This window comes from Parageobacillus toebii NBRC 107807, from assembly GCF_003688615.2.
GTDB lineage: Bacteria > Bacillota > Bacilli > Bacillales > Anoxybacillaceae > Parageobacillus_B > Parageobacillus_B toebii.
In genome coordinates this window covers 621,128-647,036 of the sequence record NZ_CP049703.1, presented here as the reverse complement: position 1 = coordinate 647,036, position 25,909 = coordinate 621,128, and the positions used below count along the sequence as shown (strand labels likewise).

Here is a 25,909-nt window from a genome sequence, read left to right as displayed (position 1 = left end):
TTGAGCCTGCCGAATCAGCATATGAAAGTTATTGCGCTTTTGATCCTTGCCTTTATTAATCAACTGGGAGGAAAAAAGAATGAGTGATTTTTTTAAGAAATATGCAGTCGAGGTGAGCTGCATGTTCAAAAACTTCAATTAGAAGGAACGATAGCTGCACAGATCAAAACAAGACGGAAGCAGCTGAATATGTCTCAACAGGAACTTGCAGATCGTATTGGAGTTCCAAAATCCACAATTGGAAGGATTGAAGCAGGGCTTACGAGTCCTAGAGTAGGGACACTTTTTAAAATTTCGCAGGCACTGAATACTCCTTTTATCATTGACGGTACGAGTAGACAGGGTCAGACAGGATCATAACCATAACTGCATGTTCAAGTTTAGCGCATCATTCATACGCTTATATTAAAGAAAAAAATATCAATTAAAAAATGGAGAAAAAGCGGATATTTATCATATTTTATTAAAAGCAATTGCTCAAAATCCACCTGTTGTTAGCCTGTCAGTGGACGAAATGAAAGAGAGAATCGATCAGCTGCTAGTAATTAATTCAAAGGAAAAAATCGAGAAGAACAAGATTAGAGATTCTCTTCAAAAATTGCATGATATCATGTTTTCTAGTGAGCCTATTTATCAAGTCTTTGAATGGAAAGATAATCAAATATTCATTCTAGATCCCCTGTTCCTGTTCTTTTTAAGATGGGGTATTTATTGATCGTGAAGGGGGATTTGTATATGTCGATGATTCAAAAAGAGCCGGATATAGTTATAAAAGAATTAAACGTAAATGATCTCGAAAAACTTATAAGCCTCTATGAGCAAAAGCAAGATGTTTATAACTCCTTTAATTCTTGGAGGAGCAATGTAAAAAGAACGTTGAGTGAAAATTTTTCTGAACCATCGATAACTTGAAACAATTATTATTCGAGAAATCACTTTCTGATTTCTAAAATGCAAAGAGTTTTGCTAAGGTGAATGGCATGAATGCTCACAGATGTTTATTGCAAAATAAAAGTGGCTCTGACGCAATCTTGATGATCGGAAGAGGTTCATTGAGAAAATGAGTGTGCAAATAAGTCTTTTTATTTGCATTCTCAATTACCTCAATTTTTCACCAAAAGAACGTAAGAGCCATTTTCTTTTTTTCAGAAAGGAATAAGTATATGGTGTAGTTTGTGAAATCAAATACCCGGCTGGTGGAATCATGCTGATTATGTCTAGTAGAGGGCGAAAATATAGCTAAAAATAGTGGCTTTAAGAATAAAAATGGAAGATTCTAAACTTACTTGACGGTTACACTACTCAAACTATTCCTCAGCTATAGATGCTTTAGATTCTCCTTGAAGGTCCTACCTTTTTTGTTATGGCAAAGCTTTATACATCATTTCGCAGTTCAACGTTTGTAACTATACTTGTTGATATATGCTTTTGAGTCTGAAAAAAGCAATTTTTAATTAATCGATTCAAATGATCGCCTTTGCAACGAGAATATTTGTTGGTCGAAAAATCAGGGGTATCATTTTTTGGAAGAATGTATATACTATGTATATACATTTTGGGTTGGAGGTGACATAATGAACTCAAAGGAACATTTAGAAAGCAAAATAAACCAAAGTAAAGGAGGGGACTACATGTCTACAGTTGTTGTTCAAAAATGGGGAAACAGTTTGGGCATTCGTATCCCAAAAGATGCTGCTGATAAAATAGGGATCAAACAAGGTTCCGAGATGGAATTAAACGTGATTGGAAATGAAGGTATCATCACATTAAAGCCAAAAAGAACACGGAAGAAATACACATTGGAAGAACTAATATCACAGATTACACCTGAAAATCGACACGAGGAAATTGATTTTGGGATAGAAGGGCGTGAATTGATTTAATGCCAGCAGACGTACCAGAGAGAGGCGATTTCGTTGTTTTAAACTTCAATCCGCAAGCTGGTCATGAGCAGGCTGGGAGAAGGAATGCTATTGTTTTATCGCCTAAAGAATTCAATCAAGCAACAGGATTTATAGCTGTTTGTCCGATTACCAATCAAAAGAAGGGTTATCCCTTCGAAGTGGATTTGCCAAAAGAAGGAATATCCCTTGCTGGCGATGGCTATCCAATAACAGGGGTAGTTTTAACTGATCAAATTAAATCATTGGATTGGAAAACTCGTAATCTAAAAATTTTAAAGAAGTATAATCCAGAAGATGCACAAATTGAAGAAATAGATAAAATCATTGATGAATGCCTAGCGAAAATAGAAACATATCTGACTTGACATAATCCTTTCTCTTTCAGAAAGGGTTATTTTTTGTACTTTAAAGTTTCTTGATAATTTTTGAGAAGCTAATTTTAGTTGGGCAGGTGTCGAAAAACTGAAATTAGTAAGTTGATCGTTTTTATTTTAGGGTCTTCACCATTTTCTGTGATTTCTACTCAATCCTAGATACATGTTAGCTGGATGAAATAGGTTCATCAGTCAGGATCCTTCTTCCGCATACAGACCACGAAGTTGGTAGAATGGAAACAGTCAAGTGCTTTCCTTGACGGGTTCCATTCTACCAACTATCATACCGATAGCGGAAGAAGGGAGCGCTTAAGCAGCCTGACTACCTGTAGTGTTCCCTGTACACTCCAGAAATACACGCAAACGAAACCGTTCTAGATTTCGATAGCCATATGCCCGGCGTTTGATGTTTTTGATCTTGTGATTCGTCCCCTCGATTCGGGTATTCGTATATGGGCACAAAAAGTAGGAAAGAATAGGCTCCTTCCACCTTTCAAGCGTGTTGGCTGCTTCCTGAAAAGAAGCAAAAGGGCTCTGTTTGGCTAACTTAATCCATTCTTCCAAGCGTTCCTTTGCTTCATTATATCCATCGGTTCGGTAAAAATCCCGAAACAACTCTTTCAGATAATAAGCAATGGAAAGTGCCGGATACTCCTCCAAGATATCGTCTAATCGAAGCCGTTGGTCCTTACGAAGCTTTTCACAGCCTTTTAAGAGAAGATATCGAGCCTTTTTCCATGGAGAAAATTCCTTTCTTGCTTGATCCAAGGCTTGTGTCACTTTTTGAACCACATGGTACTTATCGATGACAATCGAAGCAGATGGAAACAGGGAGCGAACCGCCTTATGATAAGGTTCCCACATGTCAAGAATCACCGTTTGGACCATTTCTTTCGACAGGATATTTTGGCTCAACAAGTTGATGGCGGAGTCACATTGGCGATCGGCATGCATTCCCATGACCGATCCGGCTCTGGCATCCATCAATACGGTTTCATACTGATGTCCCTTTTTTACCGCGATTTCATCTAAACTAAGCACCATTCCTTCTTGAGAAGATGCTTCTATCGCTGTTTGACGCTCTTTTGCTTTTTTCGATGCGATGGAGTAATAAATGCGTTCCAATGTTGTATATGGGATGCGGTGCTTTCGGCTAACCTCTTGAATGGTGGAGCCTTCGCAAAGTTCATACAAGTACTCACAAAATCGATTGGTGTAGTGTTGATTGGGTGGAATCGATTCCAAAGAGGCGGAAAACACTTGGGAACAATTCCAGCACCGATAGCGCTTTACCTTTACGAACAAGTACACCGGTTGATGGAAAATCGCCAAATCCCGTACTTTTCTTGTCCGTCTGTCGTGGACAGAGGAAGTGGCAAACCCACAATGAGGGCAACGTTCCTGTGTCTCTGTTTTCTCTACATGAATCGCATAACCATAGGAAAGAAGTTCTTGTTTAATCACTTTAAATTCTGGCAATCCTAGTGATATAGAAAGCACTTACGAGACCTCCCTAATGTTTATTTCACCGCTAACATTATTGCCAGGATCTCGTCAGTGCTTTCTCTTTTTTGTCACTAAATCACAAAATTTGGTGATGAACCTATTATTTTTATGGAAATTATCAGTTTTGCAATGATTCTGGATCAGAGGCTGTTACTTTACTGAAATATCATTTTTTAGAAGAAGCGATTCAATTTAAACATGTAGAAAAAGTCCTTGGAACACCAGAAGAGAGTTTTTTGGATGAGATGACAGAAACTTATACTTGGATTTATTCTCTATCAAATGGAATGACACTTATATTTTACTCTTCCTCAAGTTCACCTGATGGATTAATCGAGGCAGTAGAACTGCGCTTGAAATAGGAGCCTATGCATCGCGATCCCAAAAGTAGACAATATAAAATCAGTTAACATGAAGGAATCAGGGTGAAAAAGCTCTGGTTCCTTTTCTTTTCTTGTCTTTTTCTCAGTGTCTCAGAACCCCGAAAGGACTATCAAGGAAAACGCTTGACAGCCCCTTGGAATTTTGAGAAGAGGTGGGTAAGACGAGAAAGGGGAAATAAAAGCACAAAACTTTAGATTAGAACGGATCTGCCCCCTATTCGAAACATTTTTACATCACTTAGGCAGGATTTTTTTCAAAAATTATTGAATATCCATTTATATGAAGGAAAGGAGTTATAAGCCAAAGAAGTTGCAGCAACATATGTGCGTTTTTCAGGGGAGTTTCGTAGCTTTATAGGCATGCTCATGGCTGGTGTTGTGTAGACCTAGGCAAACGTTTTGCAGCAGGATTTGTGCAACAACGTAAAAGAGAGAAGTGCTTTACAAGGGGTATACTTTGTCATAAGGACATGGGGGGATTTATTTGGTAAGTCGGCTTAAGCATATCACTTACGCTCTAATAGCTGCATTTATTTTTTTAACCATATTACCAGCTGCAAACAAAGTGGAGGCGAAAGTATTTTGGGGGAAAACTGAACTAAAGTCAGGAATGATTGGAAAAGTTACTATTTTACAAGATACGAACCTCTACCGTATTAAAGACAATAATATAGTGCGTAAAGCGAAGAAAGGGCAAGAATTTAGAGTCTATTTTAATAGATACCGGCAAGGGATTGGCAGATTATACGGCCTAGGTGTGGGAATTTATGTGCCACAATCGAGTGCTATCAAATATGAAACGGTTCCCCAAACATTAAAGCGTGAACAGCAGGTGACAAGCATTACATTAAGCGCCGCAGGAGATGTAACGCTTGGACGTGATGAAAATTACGGATATGTAAATTCTTTTGATGATGTAGCAAAAAGAAATGGTATTCGCTTTTTTTCAAAAAATATAGAACCGATTTTTAAAAACGACGATTTTACCACTGTTAACTTGGAAACAACCTTAACAACCTCTACGCGAAAGGCGAATAAAAAATTCCGGTTTCGCGGTCATCCATCGTACGCAAAAATTTTAACATTCGCAGGGATTGAGGCTGTCAATTTGGCGAATAACCATACATATGACTATTTGCAAAAAGGATATGAAGACACGATCGCAAGCTTAAAAAAGGAAGGCATCGGTTACTTTGATGAGAAACATCCGATGTTGACGACAGTAAAAGGGATCAAAATCGGTGTAATTGGCTACAAAGGATGGGTGGATAATAGTCAGGTTCGCAAGCAAATTCTCAATGATATTCGCTCACTACGGAAAAAAGGAGCGAATATTGTCCTTGTTCATTTCCATTGGGGCGTGGAAAGAAGTTATATTCCTAATACAACCCAAAAATCATTAGGACGTTTTGCGATCGATAGCGGAGCGGATTTAGTTGTTGGACACCATCCGCACGTTATCCAAGGAATCGAAGAATATAAAGGCAAATTCATTGTTTATAGTTTAGGGAATTTTATGTTTGGGGGCAATAAAAATCCGGCCGATAAAGATACTTTCATCTTTCAACAAACTTTTTATGTTCAAAATGGCAAACTAACGGCCCGAAAAGAGATTCGTATTATTCCATGCCGCATTTCATCTGTCACAACAAGAAATAACTATCAGCCAACTCCGCTAACAGGAAGCGAAGCAAAAAGGGTGAAAACGAAAATATTGAATTTGTCTGCAAAAATAAAAAAACCGACGTGGACCGTATACGAAAAATAAACTCGTGCCTGCCGCGCCTCGAAGTTTGTCGAAGGTTGCTAGAGACAGAGAGTCATTGATTGGTTCTCTGTCTTTTTTAATCCTACGGGATTATCAATCGTTTCCTTGATAAAATCGTTTGTTCTGACTGGAACCGTACTTTTGGTTGCTACAATCACAAAATTGGTTCAGTTCAAGACATGGGCAGGGTACTCTGTTCTCTGGAATGGGTTAAGGCCGAATCAGAGAATACCCTACCTTTTTTCTTTTGTTCTAGTAAAATGCTTTACACAAAATTTTATACATCATCTACGAATCACTTAACATTTTTGAAAATAAGCCGATAAAAAAGTATAAGAGTAGAAAAATATTGTTCATTTTTCCTTTGTGCTTCTCAGTAAGCAGATAGAAAAAAAGGGAAGTAGGTGGGAACGAAAAGATGAAAAATATAGGAAAAGCTGTCATTTTATCGATGGGGCTTTTGGTTGCTTCTATGGGGGGATCTATGATTCCGTGGAACGTAAATACAGTAGAGGCAGCGAGCACGGTAATAAACAAAACAACGTATCAAACGACTAATAATGTATACATGCGGTCGGGAGCGGGAACGAATTACAAAGTGATCATCATGATTCCGAAAGGAAAAGTCGTCACGGCGACAGAGAAAAAAGGGAACTGGTACAAAGTTTCGTACCAATATGTGCTGAAAGGGAAAAGCTATACGAAAACAGGCTGGGTAAGCGGCAGTTATTTAAAGGAATATGATCAATATATCCAAACGAGCGGTACATATTACTTTACCAAGAAAACGGTCAATCTCTACAGCGCGCCAAACACCAAAAAGAAAGCTGTTACTAGTTTAGCCAGCGGCAACGGATTATATTCAACGAGAAAAGTAGTCAATAGTGTCGGTCAAACTTGGTATGAAGTTTCTTTTAATGGGAAAAAGCTGTATGTCATAAGCAGCGATGTCGTCAAAGTGTCGTCCAAAAGTTTTGCGGCAACGAAGTACATAGCGAATAAGGATACATTTTTGTATTCTTCCTTTGGAAGCGCATATGCAAAGTTGGAGAAAATCGCAAAAGGAACAATTGTTTCATCTAGTTTTAGTGTTGGAGATTGGTATAAAGTTAGCTATAAAAACAAAACTGGATATGTTTATATCAAAGATTTTGCTCGTTACACAGGAAACAATGCAGGACAGAAGCCGTCATCGCCAGTGCCACAGCAGCCAGCGCAAGATCAGCAAACAACAGAGCAACCAAAGCAACCGGATAATTCATCGAATACGCCTGTTACAGAACAAGCGATTTCTGGCAAAACGTTTGCGGTAAGGGCGGATTTAAATGTACGAAAAGAACCGAATAAGGACTCTGATATCCTTGCAACGATTTCAAAGGGAACGATTATTGTGCCGACCCATAAAACGTCCAATAATTGGTTCAAAATAACATATAATAATACAATCGGTTACGTTTCTGGAGATTATGTGACGGAAGTGAAAACAGGAGCGCCTTTAAACGGGGTGCGGGACGGCTACCAATTTATTGATTTACGGACAACCGCTTCGGTTACGGCTCAACAAATAAACAAGTATATCGAAAATTATGTCAACTCAACAAATAAGCCAAGCGTTTTACTAGGAAAAGGTCAAGTGTTTATCGATGCCGGTAAAAAATATGGAGTAAATGCGTTATATTTAGCCGCGCATGCGATTCATGAAAGTGGTTTCGGCACTTCGAGACTGGCACTGACGAAATACAATTTATTCGGTTACGGCGCTTATGACGCATCCCCGTTTGTTTCGGCATATCGCTTTTCGTCCGTAGAAGAATCGATTGATTATATCGCTCGAAAAGTGAAAGCAACATATTTAAACCCGGCCTATTCGTATTTTAAAGGAGCGTATCTTGGTTTTCGCACTAATACATTAGCGGGAACACGTGTCAATGAGAGTAGTGAAGGCATGAATTTTTATTACGCCAGCGATCCATATTGGGGGCAAAGCATCGCCCGCCATATGGCCAATATTTTGGCGTATGATAGTAATTATTACAAATCCGCTAAACCAAACGAAACGGTGCCTGCCTCACCAGGTATTCCGCAAGGATCGGACGTGTTTCCGGAAAATATCGTCGCGGTGGCGAATCAAGACCTTGCGCTATACGGTCAAAAAGGAGCGGATAAAAGCATAACCATTTTGAAAAAAGGATCTACATTTACGTTGCTGGAGAAAACGAATGATTACTGGGTTCGTTTAAAATACAACAATCAAGAATATTGGACGAATTCCATTAAATTTTATGACTATAAAAAATACATTACGGTCAAAAACTTAGGTAGTGTCAATGTGATCACATTAAATGTAAGACCAACGCCGTCAACGACAAAAGATCCAATTGGCGAGCTAAAAATGGGAGAATATGTTCAGCTGTCGTTAACGGACGATGGAAAGCTGGAAATCCAAAATTCTTGGTATAAAATCATATTAAAAGATGGACGTGTGGGATGGGTCAGTTCGAAATATATTGTTAGAGAACTAAATTAATTGCGTGATGATAAAGATTTTCGTAAAACCCGATTATAGGCAGATATGAAGATTTAAAATCTACCTACTTAAGTGGTTTTTTATAAACAAAGATTGTAGTGTGCCTGTTACCTCTTGGATATGCCAAAAAGCCCTGTTGTGAGAAATCTCTACGGGGCTTTTTTGTGCTTTTTCTTGCATAAGAGCCGATTGAAAAATAAGGACACCATAAAAAAAGGAGTCATTCACAGTATGGTAGCCTCTGAAAAAAGTCAATCGTTTGTGAATGACTCACCAACCAGAAACTTACCGCTACTATAAATTACGTTATACATTTTCTCCTTTTAGGGGGCGATGTATTCAATATCGTGAACTTTTTTAAAATAGGGATTTATGATGCTTGCCTGTGCACTGCGATTCAAAACAGTATAAATATTCAATTAATGCGAAGGAATCAGGGCTACGGTAGCTCTGGTTCCTTTCCTTTTCTTTTCTCGTCTTAGAAGAGTTAATTTTCACTTTCAGAAAAATATAGTTAATATTATATAAGAATAATGTTAAAACAGATCATTTTGATAGTACGTGAAATGTAGAAGATGTTGTTCTATCTCTGGAAAAACACATATTCATGTATAGTGTGTGCTGTTTTGTAATGAATGAAATTTGTAATTTTCCTAAAAAAAAACTTGTAATGAATGAAATTAGATTTCTAATTTTTTTAAAAAACTTGTAATGAATGAATTAGATTTGTGATTTTCTTAAAACATTTGTGTCTAGAATTCACTAGAAAATGTATTACAGTAAACGGTGGAATGATGAGGAATAAACATCAAGATATAGCAATATATGCGCCATTTTCTATTACTTCGTATTCGTAGAGTAATAGGGTGTTATTTCCGTTAACTATTTTACAAATAGTCAAGTCTTCTAGGCAATGGACCTACTAAATCTATCGCTTTAGTAATAATTACTCTAAAATTTATATTAAAGAAGGGAGACGTACTACCCTATGAACAAAAAGAAAGCTGTTAAAATTGCAACAGCAAGCGCAATCGCCGCAAGCGCATTCATAGCTGCCAACCCAGCTGCTCCTCAAGCGGCTGCTAACGTTGATGCAGTAGTAAACAAAGCGAAAGCTCAATTCAAAAAGGCGTATTATACTTACAGCCAAACAGTAACTGATACTGGCAAATTCGCAGACATTAAAAAAGTATATGCTGAATACAACAAAGCGAAAAAAGCATATGCTGACGCGGTAGCATTAGTGAAAAAAGCAGGTGGCGCGAAAAAAGAAGCGTATTTAGCTGACTTAGATGCTGCATACAAAGAGTACATCACAAAACGCGTAGTAACTTACCTCGACGCATACAACTATGCGGTTAAATTAGACGAAATGCGCAAAGAATTAGAAGCAGCTGTTGCAGCGAAAGATATCGATAAAGCGGAAGAGCTTTATCACAAAATTTCTTATGAGTTAAAATTCCGTACAGTCATCTTAGACCGCGTATATGGTAAAACAACTCGCGATTTACTTCGCGTAAAGTTCAAAGTTAAAGCGCAAACACTTCGCGACAGCTTAGTTTACGATATCACAGTTTCAATGAAATTGCGTGTGGCTGAAGAAGCAATTAACAAAGGCGATCTAGATGCTGCTGAAAAAGCTTTGGAAGAAGCTGAAAATGCATTAGCAAAAGTAACTGACGCATTCAAAGCAAAGCTAACTTCTAAAGCAACAACGGTAAAAGCTGCTTATAATGCAAAAGCAACTCCTAAAGTTGCGAATGTGAGAGCGATTAACGCTACAGAATTAGTAATTCATTTTAATAAAGCAATTGATAAGTCTACAGTGATCGAAGCTTCTGGTGCTAATGCTGGTACGCTTGTGGATGGTGTTATTACTGTATCATCACTAGATAAAGATAGCCATCCAGTTACTATCAATGATGCTGTAGCCACATTAAGTGGTAATGGCAAAACATTAACACTTAAATTAAAAGATAATGAAGTTTTCGATGGACTTTACAAAGTAAGCATTACAAAAGGTGCTATCAAAACAACGGATGGTAAAGAGGTTGCGGGTTATACAGCTACAATTAAAACAGGAGATCATGTAGCTCCAACAATTACTAAGGCACAGTTAACTGGTACTAACAAAATTACGCTTACATTCTCTGAACCTGTTATAAATGCTACTGGTGACGCTAAGGATTTTGAACTTTACATTGGTAGAGCTAAAGTTGCTTCAAACGATACGATTACAACAGCGCAACAAACAACAGCTGGTACTACATTAGTATTAACTTTAGAAGCGCCTGTAACTGCAGCTGACCTTGCAAAAGGTTTAACCATTAAGGCGCTTGATACAATTGATATTACTGACGCAGTAGGTAATAAAGTTTCTGTACATGGTAGTGTAAAAGTTGTTCAATAATGGGATAGGCTCCTATCACACTTGAAATATGTCGAAAAGCTCTGCGGGGAGAAATCTCTGCGGGGCTTTTCTTTTTTGCGATGAAGCACTGCCAGTCTCGTAATCTCTTCTAAGAAACCGTATCAAAAAACTTTTTAAGCATTTAATATAATTATGAACATCACATGCAAATCCTATATACTTTGACTAGCCTCAATTCCTTTCAGGGAATTGGGGATATTTTTGTTTTAGGAGGGAAAAGGATGAGCAAGTATCAAACCGTCAACCATCAGCAGCTAGAGTTGCTAGAAATTTTCATCATTTGCTGGTGCCGTAAGCACTACATGGAGATCTCCCATGGAAGAACAGAACTTCTTCTGTAATCTATGGTGCGCGAAATGCGGCATAGGCGGCTAACAGGAATCGATAGTTCAATTAACTGCTTCTATCATGGGCGGTTTTTCTTTTGGACAAAAATCAACAATAAACGATAACAGAACCTAACTAAAAAGATCTTTCTTGAGAAACTAAAACTATACATTCATCACATACGGCTTTGCAAAATACCATTGTATTTCCGATTATCCAACCATTCCTAGACAAACACTACATCGGGCAAGAAACAAGTTGGGCAACACCTTTATCCTTCAAAAAGGTGATCGATATCCATATTGTTATTTTTGCATAGGATTAGATAGCAGAAATTTTTTTGCCGCATATATAGAAAATAGGAAATCTTGAAAAATAATTATCAAGCACACCAGATTTTAAAGTTCTTTGTTACAGAAAAGGGTTCAAAGTATTTTTTCTTTGAAGTGAATAGAAAGTAACTTGATGGGAATTAAAACCTGTATTAAAATATTATGGAATTAATATTATGAGGAGGTAAATGTTTTGAAAAAGGTCAAAGGATTACTACTTGTTCCGTTATTAAGTGCAGGTCTGTTATTATTGACTCCGTATAATGAACATAGCGTAGAGGCAAAAGTTTACTGGGATGGTGTAGAGCTAAAGCCGGGACAAATTGGTAGATTAACAATTTTAAAACAAACGCCACTCTATAAGCTAGATGCAAGTAAGAAAGTATTCGTTCGGAATCTAAAGCCAGGGCAAAAGTTCCGTATCTATGCTTTCAAACCTGGTATGTTAGGTATTGGTGGCGGGTATTATGTAGACCGCGATAGTCGAGTAAAATATGAAACTCCTTCGAAAGCAAAATTGGCTCAAGTGAAAGAGGAACAGGAACTATTAAAAGCTGGATTACAAAAGTATAGTGGTGAATGGTTCACTTCTAAAGACAAATCTCGCCCTGGAGTCGGAGCAATCATTAAGTTTACTTCTCCTAACAAAGCAAAAGTTCAACTTTACGGGATTTGGTGGTCTATGCCGGACGGATCGAATGCAAGACAGTCACTCTCAAACCCGGTCACTGTTACGTTTAATAAAAATGGTGTAGGGGAATTTTGGTTTATTGAAGACAGAGCAGGAAACAAGGGGCATGCAACCTTAATCCTTAAGGATAATAAAGTCACACTAGAAGTTTCGTATCCAGACTATTTACCGGAGAACGAATTTTTAGATTCTTATATTTACGAAGGGACTAATAAGTTGTATTACAAAGTTGGACAACCGGAGTTTATGGAGGTTATCAATTAGGTGCCAACTGTCACTGCCCGAAGATTATCAAAATATGTTGAAAGCTCTGCAGAAAGACATTTTGCGGAGCTTTTCTTTTTCGATGGTGTTGCAAAACTAGAGTAAAAACTCGAAGTTATGCATAAGGATGCAACATAACACATGCAGTACATATCGATGAAATCCATACCATCTTGGCTGTTCCAACCCGTCACTCTTTAACTCATTAAATACTCGTTCAATCTCACGACGAAGTCCAAACAGCCATTGGCCAAATCTCGTTTTCAAAAAGACAGGAAGAACCCGGCCATAGGCATCTTTTCGTTCCTCGCTATTGCGGCGGTTGATAGGGGAAATGAATAGGATTCCTGACTGCTCTGCTGTTTGACGAACCTTTTCACTGTCATACGCGGCATCGCCCAATACAAATTCGATATCCCACTGCTTTAAAGAAACAAGCAATTCTGGTGCTACTGCCGCATCATTTCGATTCGCTGTGGTCAACACATGAGATAAAATGATTCCCTCGGCGGTGGTGCAGAGATGGAGTTTATATCCTTTAAACCAGTGATATCGGGTGGACACTCCCCATTTCGCCTGTGAATCGTAAAGACTGCTTCGAAGGGCTGTGCTGTCGATAAGCACGATTTGCGGATAACGTACTTCTAGATCTTTGAGCAGCTGTGCATGAAAAACAGGAAATCCTTGTTCCCGGAACCACTTCGCCGCACGGGAAAACGTAGAAAGGTGAGGGACTTCACCAAGCCCACAGGCCCGTTGAAAACAGCGAAAACGCTGCAGGATGCGCACTAATTTTCGCAAGGAATCAATGGAAAAATAGGTTTTCAAAAAGAAACATTTCAACAACGATTTTTTCGACACCGGCGGTCTTCCTGTCACATACGGTGTTTCCGGCAATGATAGCGAGTCGATATACCGAAATAATGCTTCTAAAATTGGGTCAATTTCATAAGTCCATGCATGTTCGCTGTTCCAATTGGAAATCATAATAGTGTCCACCCCTTGGAGAGTTGTTTTTTTTTGATCACTGTATATGATTTCCAAGGTGGTGGATTTTTTATGTGCATTTATGCATTCGTTATGCGTTTTGCAACACGTTCATAGTAATAAAAGATGGAAAAATAGACAAATTACATATTCTATTTCTCTATGCTTTCTATTAAAATTAAATTGTATTTTTATGGATAGTAGGTGAATAGATGATGAAAAGAAATCTGGGAAGACATTTTACGATATTGATTGCCGTTTTCTCGCTGTTCCTGCCTTTTATATGGGGAACTTTTGCGAAAACGACAGAAGCCGCTTCGCTTCCATCCATAGAGAGATTGGAGAAACACGCTGCCCAGCTGGAACAAACGATGAAAGCAAGCCGTCTTTCCAAGCCTTATAGTCTTTACAATCAAGTGAAAAAAGATTATGAGGCGGCGAAAAAAGAGGTGGCGCGGATAAAAAACAAAACCGATAAGCAACGGTATTCCAAAAGACTAGCTAATTCTTATCGTACGATTCAACGTGCTTCCTATTATATTAGTGCCGTGGAAAGCGGAGAGCGGTTAACCGCTTTGACATCGCGGTTAGATCAGGCGCTTCGGTCAGGCGACTTAGATACGTTGTATGATATATATCCATCTTTTGATAAACAGCTGAAAAAGACAGGGATTTTGATTACGAAAGTTTCAGACACCGCTGTTCGGCAGAAAATGGTCAGAACGTTTCAGCGCCCAGCAGAAACGATGAAGCAACGCGCTTTTTTCCCTATCAATATAATGATAGCGATGGACAAAATTGTCGCCGCTTATGAGAATGGCGATATAAATCAGGCCGAACGGCTGCTTGCTTTATGCGAACAATGGCTGCCGAAAGTACAAGACGTTAATACGCGTAAACAGTTAGACATGTATTTTCAGGAATTGAAAGCGCCAGCTGTATTGGATATTGAATAAAGAAAGAAGGGATATGGACGTGAAAAGAATTAGCAAGTTAATTATCGCATTGTTTCTCTGTTTCTCTGCTTCGGCTGTGCTGGACGTAAGTGTCCGCGCCGCAGAACCTGTTTCACCAAAAGTATTGGATGAAGTGCGCCAAATTATTCGAGAGTATTATGTGGAACCGGTAAATGAACAAATATTAAAAGGAACTACGCCGCAAGAAATGGTCAAACATTTAGACCCATATTCTACTTATATGACGGCAAAAGAGTATGAAGAGTTTCTAAAATCTATTGATATGGAATTTATAGGAATTGGAATTATGATGGAAGAAGATGATTTAGGTATTAAAGTGATGTCTGTTTTGGAAAACGGGCCAGCGGCGCGTGCTGGGCTGCGGGCGGGGGACATCATTACAGAAGTTGATGGACAGTCCGTGGCGAATAATGCTAAAGAAACCGCATTAACCTTAATTACCGGTCAAGAAGGAACGGCTGTACATTTGAAAGTTTTCCGTCCATCGACGAACGAAACATTTTCGGTTTCCGTGACTCGCGAAAAAATTGACTGGCCAAACGTTGAATTCACAAAATTGGCGGGAAACATCGGGTACATTCGATTGTATAGCTTTGATATGAACTCTGTTAGGGACATTGAACGGGCAATTCGCTCTCTTTCCGGGGTAAAAGGATGGGTTTTTGATTTGCGTGATAATCCAGGCGGTTATGTGGAAGCTGCCCAACAAATCATAGGCTTTTTTCCAAATGCCAAATATGCATTTCAGCTCCGAGACCGTTCTAATAAACCGGTAACTTATCGAGCGGTGACACAACCTATTCAAATGAAAGGGCCGATAAAAGTATTAATTAATTCCTCCAGTGCGAGTGCATCGGAGATGGTAGCTGCGTCGGTGAAAGAACAGCAGGCTGCTGTGTTGTATGGTCAGCGGACTTTTGGAAAAGGCTCCATGCAGGAAATGTTTGAGCTATCGGACGGAAGCATGTTGAAATTAACGGTCGCGCGCTTTTTCTCGCCAAAAGGAACGCCTATTCATAACGTTGGAGTAAAGCCAAATATAACAACAGCGGTTAACAAGGAGCTGTATGCGGCGCATCGGGATTTACTTTTACAGCAGTTGAAAAGTTATCAGTCTTTTGGAAAGTTGCGAAACGCTCCAGCGGATAAGACATTTACCATTAAATTTTCTCGTCCATTGATGAATACTAACACGAATGGAGTAAAACTATATCATATTGGTGGGCAAGAAGTACCAGTTACAGTTCAGATCCATAAGGGAACGCAGTTATTGGTTAAGCCAACTGAGAAGCTAAAAAAAGGAGAAAGTTATTTATTAGTCATTCATCCGACATTAAAAGGCAAAGATGGAGTGGTGATGAGAAAAGGCGCCTTTTTAGAAATTAGTGTAGCAAAATAAAGAATCTACGAATCTTTTACGCCTAACCTATGCATGAAAATATGGTTGTTTTCAGAAAGAGAATGAGAGAATAATATAAAAAACAAGGCTGCCCTGTCATGATTAGGGCAGCCTTGTTTGTGGCATTATGATTGCGGAGGATATACTTTCCATTTGGATAAATCAATATTTTCTTTTAATAGTAGATTAGATGGGAAAATAAACGTCCAAGGCTTGCTTGTGTTCGCTTTTACCTCAAAGCGTTCAAGACGGAACAAGCCTTTACATATAACTTCCCCAGAAGCGTCCTCCACCACTAATGGGATTTGCTCGAGCTGAATATGTTTATCACTGCCGTTGCGAATAAGCAACGTAACAATTAAGTCGCCCTGTTGATTTAGCTTCGCTTCTATTCCCGTGAAGTTAATTTCCCCAGCGGAAAGCGGCGGCAATGTTTCTATTAATTTTTGCAAATGTTCGCGCTGCTGTGCGGATAGTGATTGTTCCCAGCTTTCTTCTAAATCGAGACGATGCTGTAAAGAGTTGGGAGATTGCTTTAATTCAAACGCTATTTTCCAGTTTTCCGTCGGTATTTTATCGACAAGCTTATCTTCCGATGAGAAGAGAAATCTCCACGGTCTTGCCGTCATTGGCGGAAGTTCGCCAAAGCTATCCATGTCAAATTGTTTTCTGGCAATAGCTTGTCCGGTTTCATCTAGCAACAATAAAGTAATTTGTTCAAAGCGGACTGGTTTTGGAAGAGTGCTGCGTAAAAACGCCACGACGACAAACCCATCGTTATATTCAATTAGTTTCATTCCCGAAATAGAAATTTGATTATGTTTCAACGGTGGAAGCTGCTCATGATAAAACTGGTACACGTATTTTTCCTGAGGAGATAAGTCCCAGTCGGGATGAAACGATAACGTAGTCTTTAATTCCTCCTCTTGCTTCCTGCTTTCCTCCTGAACAGATGAGGGTTCAGGAGGAAGAGTATTCTGCTGTTTTCTTTTTCGTTTAAAAATCATAGAAATCCTCCTCTAATTAAGCGCGCTCGATATCAAATTGGCTTTTGATATAGTTCATCGCCTTAATAGCAGTTTCTGCATGAATGTTTTGCTGGAGGCGTACAAATTCATGATACGCTTCGATTTCGAAGGCGCGATATGGGTCTTCCTGGCCATATCCGCGCAAATGGATGCCATCTTTTAAGTCTGTCAATCTATTAAGATGATTAATCCAGTTAGAATCAATAATTTGAATCATTAAACGTTTTAAGCGTAAAGTGAGCGCCTCGTCTTGTTTTAACGTAAGCAAATCAGATTTTAACGACTCGTACTCTTCCAAAACCAATTGTTTAATTTCTTCTTTTTCTGAGCCTTTGAAATCATCTATTGTTTTATTAAACTGCAAAAAGACAAAACTTAACTCTTCGTGAAGCCCTTTTATATTCCAGTCTTCGAAAAAGACATCCGACGGGCAATATTTATCGACTGTTTGCGTTACATAGTTTTCAATATGCTCGATCATTTTGAAAAGGACCTCTTCGTTTTGAAGAGCTAAAATACGATCGCGGATTTGATAAATGATCTTACTTTGCTGGTCAATGACAGAGTCTAATTTGAGCAAATGAGCCCGTGCCGAATAGTGGGCGTTTTCAATCGTTTCTTGAACCTTTCTGACAAATTTGATAGGGTCTGGGGAAATAATTAATCCGTTTTCATCGGTTTGCACTTTCTTTAACCATTTCTCCAATTCTTCTTGATCATAAAGGCGAAATAGGTCATCCTCTAGGGAAATAATGAATTGCGAAGAGCCTGGATCCCCTTGGCGACCGGCACGACCGCGTAGCTGCATGTCAATGCGGTTGCTTTCATGACGCTCTGTGCCAATGATATGCAATCCGCCCAGTTCTGCAACGCCTTCCCCGAGTAAAATATCCGTTCCTCTTCCTGCCATATTTGTGGCGATCATTACTTGTCCTTTTTGGCCTGCTTGTGCGATGATGCGCGCTTCATCCTCTTCTGTTTTCGCATTTAGAACTTGATGTGGAATACCGGCTTTGGTTAAATATTGGGACAATCGCTCCGACTGAGCGATAGACGTTGTGCCGATTAAGACAGGACGGCCAATTTTGTTCATTTTTTGTACTTCCGTTACAACTTTGCGGACTTTTGCTTCATATGTGCGATATACAAGGTCTTCCATGTCAATGCGCCGAGAAGGTTTGTTTGTCGGTATCGTTACGACACGAAGATGATATGTGTTCCAAAATTCATCTTTTGAAGGGGTGGCACTTCCCGTCATTCCGCACAGTATATCATACATTCGAAAATAATTTTGGATCGTAATTGTAGCCTGAACCTCATTTTCCTCAGTGATTTCTACTCCTTCTTTTGCCTCGATCGCTTGATGTAATCCGTCGCTAAATGTACGCCCATCCATTACGCGACCGGTAAATTGATCGACTAGCAGTACTTTTCCATTTTTTACAATGTAATCGACATCGCGTTTCATAATCACGAAAGCGCGCAATGATTGCATGACATGGTGCAATAATACTTGGTGTTCCACATCGTATAGATTATCAATCCCGAATGTTTTTTCAATTTTTGCGGCTCCTTCGTCTGTTAAAAATATTTGTTTTGTTTCAGGATATAATTCATAATCGACTCCGTTTTTAAAATGTTTAACAATTTGAGCGGTAATACGGAATAATTCCGCTCCCATACTCGACTTATTAGCGATAATAAGCGGGGTGCGGGCTTCGTCAATGAGGATGCTGTCAATTTCGTCGATAATGGCATAGTGCAGTTTTCGCTGTACTTTATCATTAAGATCGTAAACCATGTTGTCACGCAAATAATCGAAACCAAACTCCGTTCCTGTTCCGTAAGTGATATCAGCCGCATACGCTTGTTTTTTTTTGTTGGGGAGACATTTGCGATATGTTCAAACCGACAGTAAGTCCTAAAAATTGAAAAACTTTCCCCATTTGTTCGTAGTCCCGCCGAGCTAAATACTCGTTAGCTGTAATAATATGTACGCCTTTCCCTTCAAGGGCGTGCAAATAGCTCGGAAGAGTAGCCACCAATGTCTTTCCTTCACCGGTCTGCATTTCAGCGATATTTCCCTCATGTAACACAAATCCGCCGATAAGTTGTACGTCATAGTGACGAAGACCAAGAACACGTTTCGCAGCTTCCCGCACGACTGCGAATGCCTCAACTTTTAAATCATCGAGTGTATCTCCATCTTTTAAACGTTTTTTGAAATATTCGGTTTTCTCTCTTAATTGTTCATCCGTTAACGATGCGATGGTTGGTTCTAATTCGTTTACTTGCTGAGCAAGTTTATAAAGTCGTTTTATATCTCGAGTGCTTTCGCTAAACAGCTCTTTTACTTTTGTTAACATGTTTTCCTCTCCTAATAAATTCATTCTTCCAGAAATTAATTATAGCACAACATACTAATAATACAGACAAAGGTAAAAAATACAAGTATCATCCTGGATTCAATTTATACACTAAAGTAAGTAAATTTCCTAAGACTGCCGAATGTTTTTAAGGAGAGAAGACATAAAAAAATGATTGATTTACTTGTTGTATGTGGTAACATAAAGATGATGTGTGTTACTATTACGCAAAGTCAAGGTGATTATTTATGAATACGCAAGCGGTTCTGGCATTTTTCGCTTCTTTAATAACGGTAATTGTGGTTACGCCTTTTGTCATAAAGTTCGCAGTCAAAATAGGAGCGGTGGATAGACCGAATGAGCGGAAAGTACACACACGGATTATGCCGAGGCTTGGGGGATTAGCAATTTTCATCGGTGTGGCCGTCGGCTACTTCGTCGGTGGAGTCTATAATCAACAAGTGACAGGGATTACTGTAGGGGCGATTATAATTGTAATTGTCGGCATGCTCGATGATTTATATGAGTTGTCGCCGAAAATCAAATTTTGCGGACAGCTTCTGGCCGCCCTCGTTGTTGTTGCGTCGGGACTTAAAGTCGACATTTTAACGATCCCTTTTGTCGGTACATTTGACGTTGGATTGTGGAGCTATCCCATTACAATTTTTTGGATAGTCGGCATTACAAATGCGATTAATCTCATCGATGGCTTGGATGGTCTTTCCGCAGGCATTTCCGCAATCGGTATCGCTACGATTGCGACGATGGCCGGCATGGCTGATAAAATGCTGATTTTTACCCTATCCCTTATTATATTGGGTAGTGTGATTGGATTTTTATTCTATAATTTCCATCCAGCGAAAATTTTTATGGGGGATACCGGAGCGCTGTTTTTAGGTTATGCGATTTCCGTGTTATCCGTTTTAGGCCTTTATAAAAGTGTAACATTGTTTAGTTTTGTGGTTCCTGTCATTATTCTTGGTGTCCCAATTTTTGATACTACCTTTGCCATTATTCGTCGAATCGTGAATAAAAAACCAATTTCGGCGCCAGATAAATCACATTTGCATCACCGTCTTTTAGCGCTTGGTTTTTCTCACCGCAATACGGTATTATTGATTTATGGTTTTGGCATTATTTTCGGAGTAAGCGCAATTCTTTTTTCTGCTTCGACATTATGGCAATCCATTCTCATTGTGTTTGTTCTTGCGGTTATAGTAGAACTTTTGGCAGAGTTAATTGGGCTTGTTAACGATCAATATAAACCTTTTATGACATTCATCCGCAAATTATTACGCGGCGGAAGAAAAGTATATGGAAATGATCGCTAACAATGATTGACAATAAAGTTGTTTTGTTTTCTTGCCGTTTGTGTCGAAAAGGTACAAACGGCTTTTTTGGGGAATAATAACTATTCGAAGATTATTGCCTTGTTTGATGAATGATATACGTTGTTTTTAAATTTTTCATCATTTCACTTAAACTTTGTCAAAAAAGCGTAATAATATCTTTGGAGAAGATGTGATAAACTAAACATGTTGAAATTAACATTATTTTTTTGGAGGAATTTTTTATGAAAGTACCAATGTTAGATTTAAGTGAGCAATATCAGCAGCTAAAGTCTGAAATACTTGCCGTTTTGGACGAAGTGATGAGCTCATCACGCTTTATTTTAGGTGATCAAGTAAAAAAACTAGAGAGTGATATAGCATCCTATAGCAACGTAAAGCATGGAATTGGATGCGGAAATGGAAGTGACGCGATACATATTGCTTTGCAAGCAGCTGGTGTAGGACCCGGTGATGAAGTGATTACGACAGCGTTCACCTTTTTTGCTACAGGAGGGTCCATTGTTCGTACTGGAGCAAAGCCAGTGTTTGTAGATATTGATCCTGTAACCTTTAATATCGACCCTAAAAAAATAGAAGCCGCTATCACCGAAAAAACAAAGGCAATTGTTCCGGTTCATTTATACGGACAGATGGCAGATATGGATGCAATTGTAGAAATTGCTCAAAAACATCAGTTAGCTATCATCGAAGATGCTGCGCAAGCGATTGGAGCAAAATACAAAGGAAAAAGCGTTGGTGAACTAGGAACCGCGGCTACATACAGCTTTTTCCCAACGAAAAACTTAGGAGCGTATGGAGACGGCGGAATGATTGTCACCAATGACGATGAGTTAGCGGAAAAGTGCCGCGTTATCCGTGTTCATGGAAGCAAGCCTAAATATTATCATCATATACTAGGCTATAATAGCCGTCTTGATGAAATGCAGGCAGCGATTTTAAATGTTAAGTTTCCGCATTTGAATAAATGGTCGGAATTAAGAAGAAAACACGCCGATACGTATACACGCATGTTAAAAGAGAAGGTTGGCGATATCATCGTGACGCCGGTAGAGTCTAAAGATTGTTACCATGTCTTCCATCAGTATACGATTCGAGCGCCAAAACGTGACGAATTACAGGCGTTTTTGAAAGAAAATGGAATTGCCACAATGATATATTACCCGCTTCCATTACACTTGCAGCCGGTGTTTAAAGATTTAGGCTATAAGGAAGGGGATTTACCGGAAGCCGAAAAGGCGGCGAAAGAGGCATTGTCGCTCCCGATGTTCCCTGAACTCAAAGAAGAGCAACAAGAATATGTTGTTTCAAAAATCGCTGAGTTTTATAAGAAGTAATAACATTGCACAAAGAAAACGTCGCCGCTTGTGTGCAGGGGGCGTTTTCTTTGGTTTGGTATTATTTTTATTTGATGCAATTTGTTTTATAATTGGGACTTCGTTAGTTTATGATAAGGATGGTGGCATTTTTGGCAACAGAAAAGCAGAAGTTCGTTCTCTATGAATACTTGCTGTTTTTTTGGAAAAAGAAATTTTGGTTTCTGTTTGTACCGCTAGCAATGGCGCTCATATCTGTGTTGGCGGGGCACCTTTTTTTGCATAAGTATAATTATACGGGAAAGGCGATTATCTTTACAGGTTCTGTAAATCTAAAAAGTTTAACGGATCCGAAAAATATTAGGGCAAATTTACCTCATGTCAAAAATAAGTTAGATATTGTTGTTACAGAGGATAAATATGTAAAAATTACCTTAAAAGGCGACGATAAAACTAGTGTACAAAACGAATTACGGAAGATTGTTTCCGAATATAATCATGATTTACAGCAACATTCTAAGCAGCGCTTAGATGTTACAAATGAACGTTTACATGAATTGGATGAATACAAAAAAGATTTGCAGTTGATAGTAGAGCACTATAACAAAAAACTAGATTCACAACAATTAACGTTAGATCAGCTCGATAGCGCAGTTAAGGCGGAAGAACTTTTAACAGATACGATGGAAAAAGCAAGTCGGATTCGTAATAATTTAGTGTTTTATGAGGAACCATCTGTATTATCAGAGAACGTTTCTAAATCGAAAACATACACAGGGCAACTCATAGCGATTGGGGTTGTCTTAGGAATTTTCCTTACGTTTATCATTTTAATTTTGATGAAGTACGTACTCGATGCTAGGAGGTACTATCAACATGATTAAATTTGCCGTTGTCGGCATGGGCCATATCGCCAAAAAACATATCGAGGCGATTGAAAAAGCAGAAGGGGCAGTGCTGACTGCCGTGTGTGATACAAATCCAGAACGTTTGCGCGATTTTGACGGTAAAGTAAAAACATATACAGATATGGAAACGATGTTAAGGGAAAATGAGGATATTGATGTTGTTAATATATGCGTCCCTTCTGGATTGCATGCTAAATTAACTAAAATTGTTGCGGAGCATAAGCGCCATATTATCGTTGAAAAACCGATGGCATTAAAACTAGAAGATGCGGAAGAAATGATTCGTGTGGCAAAAGAAAACAAAGTGAAACTAGCCGTTGTTCATCCGAATCGTTTTAGACCGGCGATTCAGAAGTTGAAAGAAAAAATGGAACAGGGTGCGTTTGGAAAGCTGAGCCACGCGAACGCAACGGTGCGCTGGAACCGTAATCAAGCATATTATGATCAAGCTGCTTGGCGCGGCACGAAAGAGTTTGATGGCGGAGTGCTCATGAACCAAGCCATTCACAATTTGGACCTATTGCTTTGGCTAATGGGGCCAGTGGAAGCGGTGCAAGCTATGGCGGCGACAAGATTGCGGAATATTGAAACGGAAGATGTCGCAGCGGCTGTTGTTCAATTTAAAAATGGTGCGCTCGGTGTCATTGAAGCAGCAACAACGATTTACCCAAAAAATTTGGAAGAATCCATCGCTATTTTTGGCGAAAAAGCTTCTGTAAAAATCGGCGGCCGTACGGCTAATTTTATTGAAACATGGGATATAGAAGGCGTGTCCGAAGAGGAACGCGAGAAGTTGATCGACGAAATAAACAGCGATCCATTTGGAAAGCCTGGACATCAATGGATTATCGAAGATATGGTTCAGGCTATTCAGGAAGATCGTGAGCCAATTATAACCGGAGAGGATGGAATCGCTCCTGTCAAACTGATTTTAGCTATTTTAGAGTCAGCAGAAACTGGAAAAAGAGTGCTACTATCCTAAGGAAAGGAACGATGAAAGATGAGATATGATGAGCTCTTGTTGAAAAAAATTGAAAATCGTGAAGCGGTGATCGGGGTAGTTGGATTGGGATATGTCGGTTTGCCTCTTGCGGTGGAAAAAGCAAAAGCTGGCTTTAAAGTGATCGGTTTTGATATTCAACAACATCGCGTCGATCAAGTAAATAGCGGAATTAACTACATTGGTGACGTCGTAGATGAAGACCTTCATGAAATGGTGAAAAAAGGTTATTTACAAGCGACAACAGATTATGCACGCATTGCGGAAGTCGATGCAGTGGCTATTGCCGTTCCAACACCGTTAGATGAGCATCAACAACCAGACACATCTTATGTAGAGAATTCTGCAAATGAAATTGCCAAATATGCGCATGAAGGAATGTTAATTGTTCTAGAATCAACGACTTACCCTGGCACAACAGAGGAAATCGTGAAACCAGCGTTTGAGAAAAAAGGTCTAAAAGTAGGAGAAACGGTCTTTGTCGCATATTCGCCAGAGCGTGTTGATCCTGGTAATAAATTGTTTAAAACGAAAAACACACCAAAAGTGGTCGGCGGTGTCACCAAAACGTGCACAAAGGTAGCAGCCGCGCTGTATCGTGCTGTTTTAGAAGGAGATGTTCATGAAGTATCAAGTCCAGCGGTGGCGGAAATGGAGAAAATTTTTGAAAATACGTTCCGTCATATTAACATTGCGTTGGCGAACGAAATGGCAATCCTTTGCGAGCGAATGGGCATTGACGTATGGGAAGTGATTGAAGCAGCGAAAACAAAACCGTACGGCTTTATGGCGTTTTATCCAGGACCAGGTCTAGGCGGCCACTGCATTCCGATTGACCCGTTCTATTTAACATGGAAAGCTCGAGAATATAACTACCATACTCGTCTCATCGAGCTTGCGGGCGAAATTAATAATGCAATGCCGGAATATGTGGTCAATCGAACTATGCAAATTCTAAACGAAGAAGGAAAAGCGCTACGCGGCTCGAAAGTGACGGTATTAGGGGTTGCGTACAAAAAAGATATTGACGATGTGCGTGAATCCCCAGTGTTAAAAATTCTTGAATTATTGGAACAACACGGAGCAGAATTTACAGTTGTTGATCCTTACGTTCCTTCGTTCCGTGCTTGCAATCGTGTAATTGAAACAGTGGAACTTACTCCAGAACTATTGCAACAGTCTGACGTCGTACTTGTAACAACGGATCATTCTAACTTTGATTATGAAATGATTGCGCAAAATAGCCCGGTTATTTTTGATACGCGCAATGCTTTAAAAGATGTAGAAAAGCCAAATAAATATGTAAAACTATAATCTTGTATGAAGAGGAGAAGGCAAAATGAATTTTATTGATCCTTCTGTTGTGCTTGATGAGACGGTAGAAGTCGGTTATTTTACAGTGATCGAAAAAGGTGTGAAAATCGGGAAAAATGTAAAAATTGGAAATCGTGTTACGATTCATGAAGGCACAGTCATCGGTGATGGAACAACCATCGCCGATGGTGCTGTGCTTGGCAAACCGCCAAAACCGGCGAAAACGAGTACGGTGAAGCTTTCAGACGACATTCCTGCCCTTGTGATTGGCGAAGATTGTACCATTGGAGCGAATGCGGTCATTTATCGCGGCGCAACTATTGGGGCGAACACGTTAGTCGCAGACCTTGCAAGCGTGCGGGAAAACGTGAAAATCGGTAATTACGTCATCGTTGGACGCGGGGTTTGCATTGAAAACCATGTCGAAATTGGCGACCGCACAAAAATTCAATCCAACTCTTACATTACAGCATATTCAACACTGGAAGACCATGTTTTTATTGCTCCTTGCGTGACAACGACAAATGATAATTATATGGGCAGAACCGAAGAGCGGTTTTCGAAAATTAAAGGTGCGACGATTAAGCGCGGAGCCCGCGTTGGAGGCGGAGTCATCATTCTTCCAGGAATTACAATTGCTGAGGAGACATTTGTGGCAGCAGGAGCGCTTGTGACGAAAGATACGGAACCAAAAACAGTTGTCAAAGGATTCCCAGCTAAATTCAGCAAAATGGTAGATGAGCGGGAGTTGTTATAAA

At 39.3% G+C, this 25,909-nt stretch carries 19 protein-coding genes and 1 pseudogene; 16 read left to right on the top strand and 4 right to left on the bottom strand.

The window, feature by feature from the left end; genetic code table 11:
• The first annotated feature begins 189 nt into the window (after window positions 1-189).
• The 4 genes from DER53_RS17265 (at window position 190) to DER53_RS03345 (ending at window position 2,269) form a co-directional block, all read left to right on the top strand.
• Window positions 190-360 carry a helix-turn-helix transcriptional regulator gene (locus tag DER53_RS17265; protein WP_244319630.1) on the top strand — a complete coding sequence of 57 codons (171 nt, stop codon included), beginning with the start codon at window positions 190-192 and terminating at the stop codon, window positions 358-360.
• 375 nt (window positions 361-735) lie between these two features.
• Window positions 736-912, top strand: coding sequence for a hypothetical protein (locus DER53_RS03355; RefSeq protein ID WP_156482448.1), 177 nt, complete (start codon window positions 736-738; stop codon window positions 910-912).
• A 662-nt stretch (window positions 913-1,574) separates the two neighbouring features.
• The gene (locus DER53_RS03350; RefSeq protein ID WP_062755467.1) at window positions 1,575-1,883 is read left to right on the top strand and encodes an AbrB/MazE/SpoVT family DNA-binding domain-containing protein; all 309 of its coding nucleotides are present in this window, start codon (window positions 1,575-1,577) and stop codon (window positions 1,881-1,883) included.
• Complete coding sequence (locus tag DER53_RS03345; protein WP_062755465.1) at window positions 1,883-2,269, top strand: type II toxin-antitoxin system PemK/MazF family toxin; 387 nt, start codon at window positions 1,883-1,885, stop codon at window positions 2,267-2,269. Before DER53_RS03350 ends, DER53_RS03345 begins: the two co-directional genes overlap by 1 nt.
• Before the next feature lie 318 nt (window positions 2,270-2,587).
• Here DER53_RS03345 and DER53_RS03340 read toward each other — a convergent pair whose 3' ends face one another.
• Complete coding sequence (locus DER53_RS03340; protein ID WP_121910017.1) at window positions 2,588-3,778, bottom strand: ISL3 family transposase; 1,191 nt, start codon at window positions 3,776-3,778, stop codon at window positions 2,588-2,590.
• A gap of 1,176 nt (window positions 3,779-4,954) precedes the next feature.
• Between DER53_RS03340 and DER53_RS03335 the strand changes: the two genes are divergently transcribed.
• The 4 genes from DER53_RS03335 to DER53_RS17260 all read left to right on the top strand — a co-directional run bounded on the left by DER53_RS03335 (window position 4,955) and on the right by DER53_RS17260 (window position 12,507).
• Window positions 4,955-5,935 carry a CapA family protein gene (locus DER53_RS03335; RefSeq protein WP_062756498.1) on the top strand — a complete coding sequence of 327 codons (981 nt, stop codon included), beginning with the start codon at window positions 4,955-4,957 and terminating at the stop codon, window positions 5,933-5,935.
• A 418-nt stretch (window positions 5,936-6,353) separates the two neighbouring features.
• Window positions 6,354-8,462, top strand: a complete 2,109-nt coding sequence (locus DER53_RS03330; RefSeq protein ID WP_062756496.1) for an SH3 domain-containing protein — start codon at window positions 6,354-6,356, stop codon at window positions 8,460-8,462.
• A gap of 988 nt (window positions 8,463-9,450) precedes the next feature.
• Window positions 9,451-10,872: a hypothetical protein gene (locus tag DER53_RS03325; RefSeq protein ID WP_062756494.1), complete on the top strand. Its 1,422-nt coding sequence runs from the start codon at window positions 9,451-9,453 to the stop codon at window positions 10,870-10,872.
• 873 nt (window positions 10,873-11,745) lie between these two features.
• A complete protein-coding gene (locus tag DER53_RS17260) occupies window positions 11,746-12,507 on the top strand; it encodes a hypothetical protein (protein ID WP_050367851.1) in 762 nt (253 codons plus the stop codon).
• 96 nt (window positions 12,508-12,603) lie between these two features.
• Here DER53_RS17260 and DER53_RS03315 read toward each other — a convergent pair whose 3' ends face one another.
• Window positions 12,604-13,494: an ISNCY family transposase gene (locus tag DER53_RS03315; RefSeq protein ID WP_011886641.1), complete on the bottom strand. Its 891-nt coding sequence runs from the start codon at window positions 13,492-13,494 to the stop codon at window positions 12,604-12,606.
• 212 nt (window positions 13,495-13,706) lie between these two features.
• On the opposite strand from DER53_RS03315, the gene DER53_RS03310 reads away from it, so the two are divergent.
• The gene (locus tag DER53_RS03310; RefSeq protein WP_244319629.1) at window positions 13,707-14,450 is read left to right on the top strand and encodes a hypothetical protein; all 744 of its coding nucleotides are present in this window, start codon (window positions 13,707-13,709) and stop codon (window positions 14,448-14,450) included.
• 13 nt (window positions 14,451-14,463) lie between these two features.
• Window positions 14,464-15,870, top strand: coding sequence for a S41 family peptidase (locus tag DER53_RS03305; protein WP_121910016.1), 1,407 nt, complete (start codon window positions 14,464-14,466; stop codon window positions 15,868-15,870).
• A gap of 125 nt (window positions 15,871-15,995) precedes the next feature.
• Here DER53_RS03305 and DER53_RS03300 read toward each other — a convergent pair whose 3' ends face one another.
• Together DER53_RS03300 and secA2 are read right to left on the bottom strand one after the other, a co-directional pair.
• Window positions 15,996-16,877 (bottom strand): accessory Sec system S-layer assembly protein, encoded by an 882-nt coding sequence (locus tag DER53_RS03300; RefSeq protein ID WP_062756085.1) that lies wholly within the window; start codon window positions 16,875-16,877, stop codon window positions 15,996-15,998.
• Window positions 16,878-16,893: 16 nt separating this feature from the next.
• Window positions 16,894-19,264 (bottom strand): annotated as a pseudogene (gene secA2 / locus DER53_RS17550) (accessory Sec system translocase SecA2).
• A 248-nt stretch (window positions 19,265-19,512) separates the two neighbouring features.
• Here secA2 and DER53_RS03290 point away from each other — a divergent pair.
• The 6 genes from DER53_RS03290 to DER53_RS03265 all read left to right on the top strand — a co-directional run bounded on the left by DER53_RS03290 (window position 19,513) and on the right by DER53_RS03265 (window position 25,908).
• On the top strand, window positions 19,513-20,595 hold the full coding sequence (locus tag DER53_RS03290) for a glycosyltransferase family 4 protein (protein ID WP_062756089.1): 1,083 nt from the start codon (window positions 19,513-19,515) through the stop codon (window positions 20,593-20,595).
• Between the two features lie 242 nt (window positions 20,596-20,837).
• Complete coding sequence (locus DER53_RS03285) at window positions 20,838-21,950, top strand: DegT/DnrJ/EryC1/StrS family aminotransferase (protein WP_062756091.1); 1,113 nt, start codon at window positions 20,838-20,840, stop codon at window positions 21,948-21,950.
• A gap of 122 nt (window positions 21,951-22,072) precedes the next feature.
• Window positions 22,073-22,813, top strand: a complete 741-nt coding sequence (locus tag DER53_RS03280; RefSeq protein WP_244319649.1) for a lipopolysaccharide biosynthesis protein — start codon at window positions 22,073-22,075, stop codon at window positions 22,811-22,813.
• Window positions 22,806-23,819 carry a Gfo/Idh/MocA family protein gene (locus tag DER53_RS03275; RefSeq protein WP_062756092.1) on the top strand — a complete coding sequence of 338 codons (1,014 nt, stop codon included), beginning with the start codon at window positions 22,806-22,808 and terminating at the stop codon, window positions 23,817-23,819. Before DER53_RS03280 ends, DER53_RS03275 begins: the two co-directional genes overlap by 8 nt.
• Window positions 23,820-23,837: 18 nt before the next feature.
• A complete protein-coding gene (locus DER53_RS03270) occupies window positions 23,838-25,151 on the top strand; it encodes a nucleotide sugar dehydrogenase (RefSeq protein ID WP_062756094.1) in 1,314 nt (437 codons plus the stop codon).
• Between the two features lie 25 nt (window positions 25,152-25,176).
• Window positions 25,177-25,908, top strand: a complete 732-nt coding sequence (locus DER53_RS03265) for an N-acetyltransferase (RefSeq protein WP_062756096.1) — start codon at window positions 25,177-25,179, stop codon at window positions 25,906-25,908.
• The last annotated feature ends 1 nt before the right edge of the window (window position 25,909 follow it).